Origin of the sequence: Paenibacillus sp. LS1, assembly GCF_026013365.1 — a bacterium.
GTDB lineage: Bacteria > Bacillota > Bacilli > Paenibacillales > Paenibacillaceae > Paenibacillus.
In genome coordinates this window covers 529,257-542,341 of sequence record NZ_JAPDOE010000002.1, presented here as the reverse complement: position 1 = coordinate 542,341, position 13,085 = coordinate 529,257, and the positions used below count along the sequence as shown (strand labels likewise).

Genomic DNA, 13,085 nt, shown 5'->3' with positions numbered 1-13,085 from the left:
AAGGTGGTTGTGGTATGAACGATAAAAAGTGGGACCTTGTCGCACTTGCTTCCATCCCTTTAATAATGACCTTGGGTAACTCCATGCTTATACCGATCCTGCCACAGATTGAACGTGAATTGAAGGTATCTGCATTTAAGGTCAGTATGCTCATTACAGTCTACGCCGTCGTTGCCATCCTGCTTATTCCTCTCGCAGGTTATTTGTCGGATCGTTTCGGCAGAAAAGCAGTGATCATTCCCAGTCTTGTCATTGCAGCCGTCGGAGGTGCTGTGGCTGGTGTGGCAGCATGGATGCTGAACGGAAACATAGCCTACTGGACCATTCTGGGTGGCAGGTTCTTGCAAGGAATAGGCGCAGCCGGCGCATTTCCTATTGTCATTCCATTGGTTGGAGATATGTTTAAAGATGAGAACGAGGTAAGTAAAAGCCTAGGAATCATTGAGACCTCGAATACGTTTGGTAAAGTCATAAGTCCGATTCTGGGTGCAGCGCTGGCGGTGTGGTTGTGGTATGCGCCATTTATGGCTATCCCTGTACTTTGTGTGCTTTCGTTGATCCTGGTTATTTTCTTGGTGAAAACACCCAAGAAAAAAGAAAAACCGCCTACCTTTACGGAATTTGTGGCTTCCATTCGTGACGTACTGAAAGAAAAGGGACGCTGGTTGTATGCGCTGTTTGCAATCGGCGGTATTTGCATGTTTGTCATTTTTGGCGTGCTTTATTACCTATCCGAGACGCTCGAGAGCGAATTTGCCTTGAAAGGTGTTCTTAAAGGGCTTGTTCTTGCTATTCCGCTGGCAGCACTATGCCTGTCTTCATTTCTGGCAGGGAAGTGGATTGGCAAGAACAAAACACGAATGAAATGGCTTGGTTTCACAGGGCTTGCGCTTTTGACAGTTTCCCTTGGCGTTATAGGTTTATTCGATAATATCTATGTTGTAGTAGGTCTCTTCACATTGGGAAGTGCCGGAATAGGCGCAACGTTGCCGTGTCTGGATGCCCTGATTACAGAGGGAGTGGACAAAGAACAGCGGGGCACGATCACAGCTCTATTCAGCAGTATGCGCTTCATTGGCGTATCTCTCGGTCCACCGGTGGTGTCTTTGCTGATTGGATCTCATCATTTTCTGCTTTTTGGTGTGCTCGCCGCTTCTGGTGCAGTGGGCGGATTGCTCACGTTGTTCGCAGTCAAGCCGGATCACGGCGACCAACCTACTTCAGGGAGCGCGCGGAAACAGGATGAAGGATCTATGGATGTGATTGAGGCGAGTAGAGGGTATGCTCCAATTGGTCGCAAAAAAAGCCCATTCTAGATAGACGTCTGCTGTACGCCACGTTCATTCCAATGCTGCCTTAAGTTTAACATCCGAATCTGTTTCGATAAGAAAACGCGTTTACGCCTAAGAAAGCAGATGAGATTGCTTTCTCGATGTAAACGCGTTTCTCGTTTCTGTGAGCAGAATGATTAACCAATCATTCATGTCTGCTTTTAGTCGACTGGCTCGCTTCGGTGTTGTTGGTTCCAGATTGTGTATTCTTGGATTGATCTTGATCTGATTCTGATTCCGTTGCAGGGATATGAGTATGAGCGAGCAGTGCATGAGGTTCAATGGAGAAGCTACCACTCCGTTTTCCCTGAACCAGATATATTAGCAAGAACAGAATCATGAACATCACGGAATAACGGTACATATCCGTATAACTGGTCATGGACGCAATGGCACCGAGCAGAAGTGCGCCGGTCGCAATACCCAGATCCAGCGAGTTCAAAAACATGCCGTTAGCCATCCCCCGCTGAGAAGGAGATACAACCTGAATCATCCAGGTCTGCAGAGACGACTGCATGGAACCATAGCCAATCCCGTAGATAAAAGCAGCAATGAACAGGGTGGACATGGAAGTTGCGTATGAGAGCAGAATGAGCCCGATAGCAATAAATATGGCCCCTGGTATGAGCAACGCTTTTGGACCTTTGTTGTCATAGATCCGTCCTGCAAATGGTCTAACCAGTAACACGGCGAGTGCATTGAACAAAAAGAACAGCGCAGGGTTCGCCAGGTTAGCTTCTTTGCCATACAAGACGATAAATCCGACAAGCCCACCATACGTGATGGATAACAGGCAATTCAGTACACTGGGCAGAATCAGCTTGCGGTTGAAAGGTGTCTTCTGCTTCGATTGCGTACCTGAAGCGGTAGCTGTAGCCTGTGGCATAATGTTCGCACTGTTATCGGTTCTGGCAGCTTTTTTGCGTGTCAGCGAATAACTCAGTGGATAGATGACAACGAGGACACCCGCAGTACATAACATCAGGGTTACGAATCCTGCACCTTGGAGTAGAGAGACCCCTATAATTGGACCCATAGACATAGCCAGGCTAGTCGATAACCCGAAGTAACCCATACCTTCACCCATTCGTTTGACGGGCACAATGTCCGAGGCCATCGTTGGAAAAGCGGTGCTACTCATACCGAACCCGATACCAAATAACATTCTCAGCAACAAGAGCACAGCTATACCTGCGGCAAAATAATAGCCGAGCGTTGCCAGCAGGGCTACGGACAGGCCGATATAAATCATGGCGTTACGAAGGCCCTTCTCCAGTGCTTTCGCTGAATAGAGACGGGCGGCAATGGCACTTAGTGCAAACAAACAGGTGAAGAGACTGACCTCAAACGCATTTGCGTGAAATCGTTCCTGAACATAGGACGGAAGTGGAGAGACGATCATGTGCAGCTGCAAGAACAGCAAAAAGTTGCATAGCATGAGCAGAATAAAATCGGTGGTCCAGAGCCGAACTTGTGTGGATTGTTCTTTCATGATGATGTATTCCCCCTGAGTTGTGATTCATTACAGATTGCGGTTAATGAGGGAAAGAGTATGTTTAAATGCTTCCATCTGGTCTTCAGATATACCTTCAGCAAGTTCTTTATTCATTTCTCTTTCAATCGGAACCAGGATATCAATTAACGCTTTGCCTTCCTTGGTGAGATATAACAGATAGGCTCTGCGATCCTGTTCGCTGGTCCGGCGTTCTACCCAGCCTTTCTTTTCAAGCAGATCAATAATCCGGGCAGTGGTTGGTTGGTCTTTGAAGACACGTGAGGCCAACTCTTTCTGATTCACACCTTCACCTCGGTCAACATTAAAAAGGACAGAAAATTGCTCTGTCGTAATATCATAAGGTTTGAACCGCGTTGCAAGTAAAGCTACTGCTTTACGATGTGTGAAACCCAGCATGAATCCAACAGATTGTTCCAGTGTATAGTCCATGTGATTGCGAGACCTCGCTTTCCGTCATAAAAATGTTCCAATCAATTAGTTGTTATAACAACTATATGCCAAACAAGTATTTTTGTCAAAATGGAATATTCTCATATCGAACATACGCGTACACAATGCAATGATCCAAAAATACTGTTAGAATGGAAATGAAACCGCTTCTATGGAGTCATGCCTAGAGTGTTTGAAGAACGGATAAAACCAATTCGCTCTAACCGATGTTGGAGAAGACCAAGGAGTGCTGTGTATGCTGAAGAATATTCCCGCAATAATCCCTCCGGAATTACTCAAAATCATGTCTGAAATGGGGCATGGAGACGAGCTGGTCCTGGCGGATGGTAATTTCCCGGCAGCCAGTCATGCCAAACGACTGGTACGCTGTGATGCACTGGGAGTCGTTGAACTGCTGGATGCCATCCTACAATTATATCCACTGGATACCTATGCTGAGCGTCCCGCTGCTGTCATGCAGGTTGTGAAAGGGGATCAGGTGATCCCGATCATATGGGAAGACTACCGTCGTTTGATTGAAGAATACGAAGGCATTACCGATGCTTTCGATCATGAAGAGCGATTTGACTTTTATGAACGTGCTTCGCGTGCCTATGTAATTGTTGCAACCGGGGAGCGTGCACAATATGCCAATCTGATTCTCAAGAAAGGCGTCATTTTCCCTGATGCTGATCCTGGTCAACATCAGCAGAATGCTAAAAGAAACTGAAAATTACGGCGACGGAGCAGCAGATGCTTTGGTCGCCTTTTTATTTTTTCCAATTCGAAGTCAATATAACAAAACACACAGAATTGCCATGGACTGATAAGCAAGATGCAAACTGGAAGCGCGTATGAACGAATAGCGAGTCCATGTCCAAGATACTACAAACTTTGATGCAGATGATGAATGGAGAAAGGGAAGGGTTTGTTTTACAATAGAAAGACACACAAACGATGAGGCGATGGTCTCCATCCCAAAGGAGTTGAATGGAATGCAGCACCGAATCAGACTAGCAGGCCTCCCTGATTGTAATGAAGTGGGGCGATTGTTCAATGAATACCGGATATTCTACAAACAAAATACAGATGTTGAGGCAGCATATCGTTATATTAAAGAACGAATGGAAAGCCATGAATCGGTGATTTTGGTAGCAGAAACCGATGTGGAAAGTGATCAGGGAACAGCTGAAAGCGACGGTACGCCACTCTCGAAGGGCATGAATTGTACCGGATTCGTTCAGCTGTATCCCAGTTTCAGCTCGGTATCGATGGGGCCCATCTGGGTGCTTAATGATCTGTATGTTCAATCTGATTATCGTCAGCAAGGTATAGCAAGGAAGTTGCTGCAAGCGGCCAAGCGATTGGCATCTGAGCGTGGAGTTCTTCGTATATCGCTCTCGACTGAATTAAGTAACAAGCAAGCTCAAGCTTTATATGAATCCGAAGGATATGCACTGGATACCAAATTCATGTATTATGAACTTAGTCTATTAGAGGCTGCTCAAAAAGACGCATTATATAAATGATGGCAAGCCCGTGAAGTCGGGAAAGAGGGAGGGGAGTCGCAACATGATGCAGTGGATTGCCATGATCACGATGTTGATTGATCATATAGGGGCTGTCTTTTTTCCGCATATTATAGAGTTGAGGATCATAGGTCGTATCGCTTTTCCAATCTATGCTTTTGCAGTGTATATCGGGTATAAACATACACGAGACGTACAAAAATACATATGGCGGCTGTTCTGGATTGCAATTATATCGCAAGTACCGTTCATGGCCGCGTTTAATCATTACTCTTTGAATGTGGTATGGACCCTGTGGTCAGCTCTTTTGGTCCTGTTCGTTATCGATAAACTGCCATCCCGCCTACTGGGCATTCCGATTGTAATTTTAGCAGGTTGGTTCATGGAAATTAGCCAGATGGATTACGGGATGTATGGGTTGTTATTGGTCCTGTTATTCCGTTATTTCCAGGGTCCTGTACTTGTCGTGGCGCATGTTGTGTTAAATGCACTATATCTTCTGTTGCATAACAGCTCTGTGCAAATGTATAGTGTGCTCGCAACCGCCGGGATTGCCATTGCTCAATATTACCAAGCAGGGTTCCGTATGAAGGGACCACGTTGGATTTGGCGCTATTTCTATCCAGCCCATCTCGCCATTATTGCTATAATCCGCTGGATGTAAAAGAATGATCAGGTAATGAAGACAAATACAAAGAAGCCACCTTATTGTCAGTGAATGACGATGAAGGTGGCTTCTCTTCGTGTAACCTATATTAATTAAATGCTAATGATAAAGTGAATTTACTCCATTGCTGTAGATGTGCCATTATGGCGCCGGATTGCAGACGGGAAATATCCAATCTGAACGGCGTAGTCTAACATGGCGGAGATGAAGCGATCATCTGTTTTCGCACATGAGATTCCGGCAGGTTCCACATAAGCAGTTGTGACAGGGCAGGCATAGACGTAGGCTGAATCCTTCGCACCGTCACCTTCAAGCTGCGCAATGGCTAACTGTAGAGCTTCAGGCTCCTTGCTGATGCTGGAATCGAATAACCAATGTGTGTAATCTGCGAAAGGTAGCGTTTCGACTTCATAGCCAGCCCGATTCACTGAACGGATCAGTTCATCATAACGGATTGGCTCCGGATTACAGATGTGGAATACACGACCGGCTGTATCCTGACGCAAGGCCAGATGAACAATGGCTTCACTCGCATAATCGATAGGTGTAAAATCAACCATCCAGTCTGCAGCAGGAGCTTTGCCAAGCAATAACATCGCTTTGATCATACGATAGAAGGCGTTGCTATCAATATTGGACTGGAAGCGTCCAGTTTCAGAGTGGCAAGTGAGATTACCAGCACGATAGATACTGACAGGTACACCTTGCTCAGCTGCAATCATGAGCACTTTCTCGGCTTCAAGCTTGCTGTCGGAATACAGGTTGTCCACATGCAAGTCGGCCGGGAAGCGATCATATTGCAATGAGGATTCCCACTGTCCGCTGAGTGCCAGATCTTCCGGAATACCCATCGTGGATACATGGTGGAAGGAAGCCCCAGGTTTGCTGCGAATCAGATCCAGCAATGCGACCGTGCCTTCTACGTTTGTTTTGGCGAACTGCTCGGCATCCCCGAAATGACGTACATCTGCAGCACAGTGGATGACACGGTCAATTCGTTCCTTAACATAGGCGGTTTGTTCAGCGGAAAGACCGAGATTAGGTTGTTCGAGATCTCCCTCAATAATCTCCACGCGAGCTGTGAGTTGATCAGTCAGTTGTTTGCCGAAATAACCTTCCAGCACTTTAGTCAAACGTTCCATTGCAGTTATACCATTGGATGGTCGACGTACCAGAGTGTAGATTCGTGTACTGGAATTCAAGATTAACTGTTGCAGCACATGAGAGCCTAGATAACCGGTCGCACCAGTCAGTAACACATGCTCAGGTTCACGAATGACCGGATACCCCAACTGGGAAGAAAGTTCCACAGGATGTTCGGATAATTGTGTAATCATGCCATCCGTCACCGCTGAATGTGTAACTTCTGCTGCACTCTGGGACAGTACTTCCACGCGACGAGCGAGAGCACGGACTGTTTTCTCGGCAAAGAAGTCGGCAATTTTCAGCTGTGGATAATGTGGCTTCAGAATAACCAGTACATGAATGACCCGGAGTGAATCACCACCGACATTGAAGAAGCTGTCTTCGATACCGAAGTCATCGTGCTGAAGAATTTCTTTCCATGCGTCCAAGATAATGGATTCCGTTTCCGTCTCAGGCATAACCCGGTCGGGGCGATCTTCATGTCGTTCCACATGAGGCAGGGATACCATCGCTTTGCGATTGATTTTCCCAGTCGGAGCAATCGGCATTTCATCCAGCTGACAGATCCACTTTGGTACAAAATAAGAAGGCAGTTTTTCCGTCAGTTCTGCCTTGATATCCGCAACAGAAAGGGTGCTGCCATCTTTGGATGTAAAGTAACCCACCAGCATATTTTGTCCATCGGATTCTTTCTTCGGAATGACGGCAACGTTCTGGATCTGATCCAGGCGCGCAAAGTGATCTTCAATCTCCCCGATCTCAATCCGGTGACCACGAATTTTTAGCTGCGAGTCACTGCGACCGACATATTCCAGTAGTCCGGTATCGAGCAATTTGGCAATATCGCCAGACTTGTAGATTTTCTCACCTATCGCAAACGGATTCTCAATGAATGCTTGTTCTGTGCGTTCTGGCTGATTCAGATAACCTTTGGCCAATGCAGGGGTAGAAATATATACCTCACCAGGTACACCTACAGGACAGAGCTGATGTTCTTCATTCACAATGTATACTTTGTAGTTATGAATCGGTTTACCGATCGGGATGTTCACCACATGGTCTGGAACTTGCTCACTGATGCGGTGAGTGGCTGTGGCTACTGTACATTCGGTAGGTCCGTACACATTAACAATATCAATCTGGTTCCCGAATTTGCGCTGGAAGGCACGAACCTGTTCACCATAGAGAGCTTCTCCGGCTACAGTAATGATTCTGACTTTGGCCAACTTGTGGAAACCTTCTTCAGATAAGTAGGAAGCAAGCTGATTGAAGAAAATCGTAGGCAGTATCGTAATAATGGTTGTTCCTGTCCGTTCAATTGCACTTGCGAATTCTTCAACAGATACACGTTCTTCCGCAGACAACAGATACAATTCTGCTCCATAGAACAAGGCGCCAATGGTATCCCACACGGATGCATCGAAGCTGTATGTAGCAAACTGGGTTAATACATCCCCTGGTTGAATGTCACAATCACGCTGAACGACACTGCCAAGATTGGTTACACCCCGATGGGCAATCAGCGCACCTTTGGGCTTACCAGTAGACCCTGAAGTATAGATAATATACGCAAGATCATCTGGCTGAATATCGAGATTAGGGTTGCTGGCTGCAAATCCGGCTAGGCGACCATCCACAGCGAGAATCTGGCGGACAGTAGCTATACTGGAGAACAAGCTGGAAGCTTGGTCATAAGAAGCCTCCGTTGTCAGAACGAATGATGACGCCGTATCTTCCACAATATAGCTGTTACGTTCTTGTGGATGTTCAGGGTCGATCGGAACATATGCACCACCTGCCTTTAGAATACCGAGCAGGGAGATGATGGTTTCCAGACTTCGATCCATAAAGATACTGACGAATTCACCTTTCTGCAATCCATTGGATAACAGAACACGTGCAACCTGATTAGCTCGTTCATTCAATTCTCTGTACGTATAACTTGTGGATGGCGATGTAATCGCGGGCGAATCCGGATATGCTGCTGCCGTTGCTTCGAACCAGCCATGAACCGTCTGATTCGCTGGTTCGAGAACGGAAGTATCATTCATTTCACGGTACAGCAATCGATCTGAGGCGGAAAGTATATCCACCGCACCGATGGATTTGTCACTGTCACGCACGAGGGCGAGTAGAAGAGTCTGATAGTATTCTGCATATCTCAACACGGTAGACTCTTTCAACAGTGAACTGTCATAGAACAGATCGAGAATGAGCAAGTTCTGGTCATCTCGAACGTTCCAATTCAATATTTGTGGAGCTTGAGGCAACTGTACGCTATTCAGCATAAACAACGTTTCAGGATATCCACCGGTTTGCAGCGTGTAGTCAATCTTGAGCTGCTCTGAAACCTGATGACATAGTTCGCCAAAGGTCAATTTGCCCTGAATCTGTAATGAAAGATAGGAAGCTGCCTGATCGGGAGCAAGTACACCTATGGCAAGTTCCTGTTCAGCTGACAATCGGAATAACAAGGCTGCATAAGCTGAGAGGAGTACCGGGTACACCATCTGTTCTCCAAACTTCTGTTTAAGTTCACGACTCAGAGAATCATGTAATGTAATTTGAGCAGACTGATAAGAGAATGATTGTTGACGTCGCCCAAAATCCAGTGGAATCTGCAGAACCGGCAAGCTAGATTCCATGGAATGGGAAGATGATGATTGGTTTTCAATCACTTCAGTTATTCCTCCTTGGTTCAAACCGAATGTTTGTGGATTTGAATTATTGTTTACTTACATTGAAATGAGAGATCAATTCCTGAAGTTCCTCAGACATGCTGTTAAGGCGTGTGGAGGAGTCTACCAGTGTAATCAAAGATGCTTTTTGCTCATCAACCGATGAGGAGATTTGTTCACTACTGTTAGCTGTCTTACTTACGCTTGAAGACAAGTCATCTGCTGTAGCGGTCATTTCCTCCGTACCCGCAGAGATTTCTTCTGTCGCGCTTGAAACTTCCTGAATCTGATTAGACACTTTTTTCGCTGCTTCTAAAATATCTTCGAACAATTGTCCTGTTTGATCGGCTACGCTGAGCCCTGTATCTACTTCTGACGTACCTTGTTCCATAGCACGTACAGCTTGTTTAATTCCAGCTTGAATCTCTTGGATCAATACGCCAACCTGGCTGGTTGCTTGTTCTGACTGCTCGGCAAGTTTGCGTACTTCACCTGCAACAACTGCAAATCCTCTTCCTTCTTCACCGACACGTGCTGCTTCAATGGATGCATTCAGGGCAAGCAAGTTCGTCTGACTGGAGATTCCCGAGATAATATTGAGAATATCGCCGATTTCCTGTGAACGACTCTCCAGAACCTCAATGGCAGAGGCGGTATTCTTAACCGATTCCGTAATCAAATTCATCTGCTCAGATACCTGACGGACAACGCTGTTACCTTGTTGTGAACGACGTTCCATCTCATAGGCTTCATCCGCTACACTTGCGGAGCTGCTGGCAATCGTCTGGATTACAGTAGCCATCTCGGACATTGCACGTGCACTATCCCGTGTTGCCTGTTCCTGTGAACGAATGTTGGACGTGATTTGAGTAACATTGTTGTTGATAGAATCCGCATTTTCACTGTTTCGTTCGGATACTTCATATAGTTCTTTGGCAGATTGATTCACTTCTTGTGAAGTAATTTGCACTTTTACGATAGTATCGTTGATTTTACGAACCATGGTGTTGAACTTCTCATTAACGAGTCCCAGATCGTCTTTTCCTGTTGGAATGTTGACATTCAAATTACCCCGACTTACGTCATCAATTCCTTTGATTAAGTGACGGATAGGGGAAAGTGTGTTTTTAACCACAAGATATTGAATAATCAGGAATAATAGCAAGAAGGCAACCAAGATAATAATTCCGTTCTTAAGCAAGGAGTTCAGTCCTGCTGGTACGGCTGATGCATCTGCATCAATAGCAAAATAGGAGAAAATCTTACCGTTGCTGTCTTTAATTGGATAAGCAATGGTTGTCCAAGTTCCGAAATCATCGGAGTAGAACGTTGTGAACGTTGGGCGATCCGTATTGAGCATTTCTTTCAGTGCATTGGCTACAACGACCGGCTGTTCATACATGTCACCGATATTTACGTTCTCACTTTGAAAAGCCTCTCTTAGGTTGGTCGGCATCGCTACAAGTGAAGTTAATCTCTTGTTATCGCCACCGAGCTCAACACCGAAGATGTAGGCTTGTGCAATGTTAGGATAATATTCTTGCATTTCATCGAAATACGCTCGTAATTTCGTTTGTGTTGCTCCATCATAGCTGCCTTCCGCAATAGCAGCTTGTACTTCGGTGGGATTGATATCTTCAGCCCACTTTTTGGTAATTTGTTCCACCTGTCCATGTAGCTGATCAACCAGAACTGTTTTTTGAAAATAGTAACTGCTTGCAATCAGTGCTACCCCGATGATAATGATATTGGTAAATGAGAGTAACAAGTTTTTGGAGAAAAACGACATGCTTTTCCAACTTAATGATTTCACAAAATCCCACTCCTGATCTTCTTTAAATTAAGAAACTTTAGGTTTGCTTTGGTACAGTGAACTAGATCATTTCGTGATCCCCTCCAAAGGAAATTTATGCGACAATGGTCTTGGTTTTTTAGTCGCTTTCGTAGAGACTTATGTACCGTATGAACCATAGGTGTCTAAATATTAAAACACATCTATAATTAATATGTCGTATAAAATGTCGTTAAATTGAATAGTATCGTTAAATTTTTTTTAATATTTTACGTATTTATGGACATATCAGACGAATTATAGGTATTTAGAACTGTTTATTTTAAAATTTCCCATTTTTTAGCTTCATTCTGTATTCTATAACATGGTGGGTAAAAATACATCATTAAACATTGGAAAAAATAAGATGACAAAGATGCAACAGAAGGCACGGATATACATCGGAAGCGGTTTTATCTATAATAACTACATATGCATTTCTCAAATTATGAGCAGGCGGGGGTTTATAGATGAATCTTAAACAGATAGCAGCGGAGCGTGCGGCAGAATATGTTGAAGACGGGATGAAGGTTGGATTAGGTACAGGTTCAACAGCTTATTATGCCATCTGTCGAATTGGTGAGCGGGTACGCGATGGCTTGAATATTCAAGCGGTTGCCACTTCGGAAGCTTCGGACAAGCTTGCTCGGGAATGGGGTATTCCCATCGTTCCATTTGACCAGATTGGACGTCTGGATCTGACCATTGATGGCGCAGATGAAGTAGATTCCGAATTTAACTTGATTAAAGGTGGCGGCGGGGCTCTTTTGCGCGAGAAAATCGTGGCGGCCAATAGTGACAAGTTGATTATTGTAGCGGATGGCAGCAAAGCCGTGCAAAAGTTGGGTAAATTCCCGTTGCCAGTTGAGGTTGTTCCATTTGCTTCAGAGTGGACCTTCCAGGCGCTGGAAAAACTAGGTTGTCAACCACAGTGGCGGATGGATGGAGAGCAGCGTTACCTGACAGACAACGGAAACCTGATCGCGGATTGCCACTTGGAAGCGATTGATCACGCTGCGGACCTGAATGTTCAACTGAACATGTTACCGGGTGTTGTTGATAACGGACTATTTGTGGATATGGCTAGTACAGTCATTCTTGCCAATGCGGATGGAAGTATCGAAGAGCTTCATCGTTCTTAGGGAAGAAGGTTCGGGTTGGATTGACTACTTGGTCCGGTAATGAACGAATGATGCGTTCGGCTGCAAAAGCCGGATTACAGGTGGAGGGGCGAATGCGGAAGTGTCGTATCGTTCGCGGGAGTACTATGATTCAATTCGTATGGGAATGCTTCGCGAGGAGTGGGAGCAGAAGCTGTCCTCTAATGCGAGCCGAAATGTAAACAACTGATGGAGGATTATTGAAATGTTGAACACGGAGGACAACCGGGAACTGTCTTTACAATTATTCGTGGTTCTTGTTCGGGCCTACAATTCTGTGACCTCACGTTCCAATCGGGACATCCAGAGTCACGGACTGAATACGACAGAATTTGGTGTGCTTGATTTGTTATATCATAAGGGACCACAGGCTTTGCAAAAGATTGGTGAAAAGGTGTTAATGTCCAGTGGTAATATTACGTATGTTGTAGATAAGTTACAAAATAAAAATCTGCTGTTTCGTCGGCCGTCCAAGGAAGATCGTCGTGTCATTTACGCTGAATTAACCGAGGAAGGAAGACAGCTGTTTACAGAGATATTTCCTCAACATCATCAGGTTATCATTGATGCTTTGGAAGGGCTTGATCCTTCCGAGAAAGTGGATGCGATTAAGATGTTGAAGAAACTGGGACTGGCTGCAGAAGGGAAAACTGACTTGCGTTCATAACGCAGGTCAGTTTTTTTGTGTAACTCGAAAAGTACAGGCATATACTGGCTGAGTGACTTGCACGGTTCTCCATAATATAGGAAGATTATTCTATACATTCATAGCGTAAATACATGCTCATCGAAAGTTCA

10 protein-coding genes and 1 pseudogene are annotated in these 13,085 nt (G+C 45.2%); 7 read left to right on the top strand and 4 right to left on the bottom strand.

Features of this window, described 5'->3' with window-relative positions; all coding sequences use genetic code 11:
• Nucleotides 1–14: 14 nt before the first annotated feature.
• Nucleotides 15–1,316 (top strand): MFS transporter, encoded by a 1,302-nt coding sequence (locus OM416_RS11835; protein ID WP_264929470.1) that lies wholly within the window; start codon nt 15–17, stop codon nt 1,314–1,316.
• Between the two features lie 160 nt (nt 1,317–1,476).
• Here OM416_RS11835 and OM416_RS11830 read toward each other — a convergent pair whose 3' ends face one another.
• Both OM416_RS11830 and OM416_RS11825 read right to left on the bottom strand, forming a co-directional pair.
• Complete coding sequence (locus tag OM416_RS11830; protein ID WP_264929468.1) at nt 1,477–2,823, bottom strand: MFS transporter; 1,347 nt, start codon at nt 2,821–2,823, stop codon at nt 1,477–1,479.
• Between the two features lie 30 nt (nt 2,824–2,853).
• The gene (locus tag OM416_RS11825) at nt 2,854–3,276 is read right to left on the bottom strand and encodes a MarR family winged helix-turn-helix transcriptional regulator (protein ID WP_264929466.1); all 423 of its coding nucleotides are present in this window, start codon (nt 3,274–3,276) and stop codon (nt 2,854–2,856) included.
• A 256-nt stretch (nt 3,277–3,532) separates the two neighbouring features.
• On the opposite strand from OM416_RS11825, the gene OM416_RS11820 reads away from it, so the two are divergent.
• From OM416_RS11820 to OM416_RS11810, 3 genes are all read left to right on the top strand, one after another.
• Entirely contained in the window at nt 3,533–4,006 is a 474-nt protein-coding gene (locus OM416_RS11820; protein WP_264929464.1) for an RbsD/FucU family protein, read from the top strand.
• Nucleotides 4,007–4,271: 265 nt separating this feature from the next.
• On the top strand, nt 4,272–4,805 hold the full coding sequence (locus OM416_RS11815) for a GNAT family N-acetyltransferase (RefSeq protein ID WP_264929462.1): 534 nt from the start codon (nt 4,272–4,274) through the stop codon (nt 4,803–4,805).
• Nucleotides 4,806–4,848: 43 nt separating this feature from the next.
• Entirely contained in the window at nt 4,849–5,469 is a 621-nt protein-coding gene (locus OM416_RS11810; protein WP_264929459.1) for a conjugal transfer protein TraX, read from the top strand.
• Between the two features lie 119 nt (nt 5,470–5,588).
• On the opposite strand, the gene OM416_RS11805 is transcribed toward OM416_RS11810, so the two are convergent.
• Both OM416_RS11805 and OM416_RS11800 read right to left on the bottom strand, forming a co-directional pair.
• A complete protein-coding gene (locus OM416_RS11805; protein ID WP_264930699.1) occupies nt 5,589–9,263 on the bottom strand; it encodes a non-ribosomal peptide synthetase in 3,675 nt (1,224 codons plus the stop codon).
• Between the two features lie 79 nt (nt 9,264–9,342).
• A complete protein-coding gene (locus OM416_RS11800) occupies nt 9,343–11,085 on the bottom strand; it encodes a methyl-accepting chemotaxis protein (RefSeq protein WP_264930698.1) in 1,743 nt (580 codons plus the stop codon).
• A 512-nt stretch (nt 11,086–11,597) separates the two neighbouring features.
• On the opposite strand from OM416_RS11800, the gene rpiA reads away from it, so the two are divergent.
• The 3 genes and pseudogenes from rpiA (at nt 11,598) to OM416_RS11785 (ending at nt 12,954) form a co-directional block, all read left to right on the top strand.
• The gene (rpiA, locus tag OM416_RS11795) at nt 11,598–12,269 is read left to right on the top strand and encodes a ribose-5-phosphate isomerase RpiA (protein ID WP_264929457.1); all 672 of its coding nucleotides are present in this window, start codon (nt 11,598–11,600) and stop codon (nt 12,267–12,269) included.
• Nucleotides 12,270–12,280: 11 nt separating this feature from the next.
• Nucleotides 12,281–12,477 (top strand): annotated as a pseudogene (locus tag OM416_RS11790) (GNAT family N-acetyltransferase); the annotation flags it as partial.
• A gap of 15 nt (nt 12,478–12,492) precedes the next feature.
• Complete coding sequence (locus OM416_RS11785; protein WP_062833727.1) at nt 12,493–12,954, top strand: MarR family winged helix-turn-helix transcriptional regulator; 462 nt, start codon at nt 12,493–12,495, stop codon at nt 12,952–12,954.
• Nucleotides 12,955–13,085 lie beyond the last annotated feature (131 nt).

Coding starts and splice junctions, on each gene's coding strand:
- OM416_RS11835 (WP_264929470.1), top strand. CDS start 15: ATGAACGATAAAAAGTGGGACCTTGTCGCACTTGCTTCCATCCCTTTA.
- OM416_RS11830 (WP_264929468.1), bottom strand. CDS start 2,823: ATGAAAGAACAATCCACACAAGTTCGGCTCTGGACCACCGATTTTATT.
- OM416_RS11825 (WP_264929466.1), bottom strand. CDS start 3,276: ATGGACTATACACTGGAACAATCTGTTGGATTCATGCTGGGTTTCACA.
- OM416_RS11820 (WP_264929464.1), top strand. CDS start 3,533: ATGCTGAAGAATATTCCCGCAATAATCCCTCCGGAATTACTCAAAATC.
- OM416_RS11815 (WP_264929462.1), top strand. CDS start 4,272: ATGCAGCACCGAATCAGACTAGCAGGCCTCCCTGATTGTAATGAAGTG.
- OM416_RS11810 (WP_264929459.1), top strand. CDS start 4,849: ATGATGCAGTGGATTGCCATGATCACGATGTTGATTGATCATATAGGG.
- OM416_RS11805 (WP_264930699.1), bottom strand. CDS start 9,263: ATGGAATCTAGCTTGCCGGTTCTGCAGATTCCACTGGATTTTGGGCGA.
- OM416_RS11800 (WP_264930698.1), bottom strand. CDS start 11,085: ATGTCGTTTTTCTCCAAAAACTTGTTACTCTCATTTACCAATATCATT.
- rpiA (WP_264929457.1), top strand. CDS start 11,598: ATGAATCTTAAACAGATAGCAGCGGAGCGTGCGGCAGAATATGTTGAA.
- OM416_RS11785 (WP_062833727.1), top strand. CDS start 12,493: ATGTTGAACACGGAGGACAACCGGGAACTGTCTTTACAATTATTCGTG.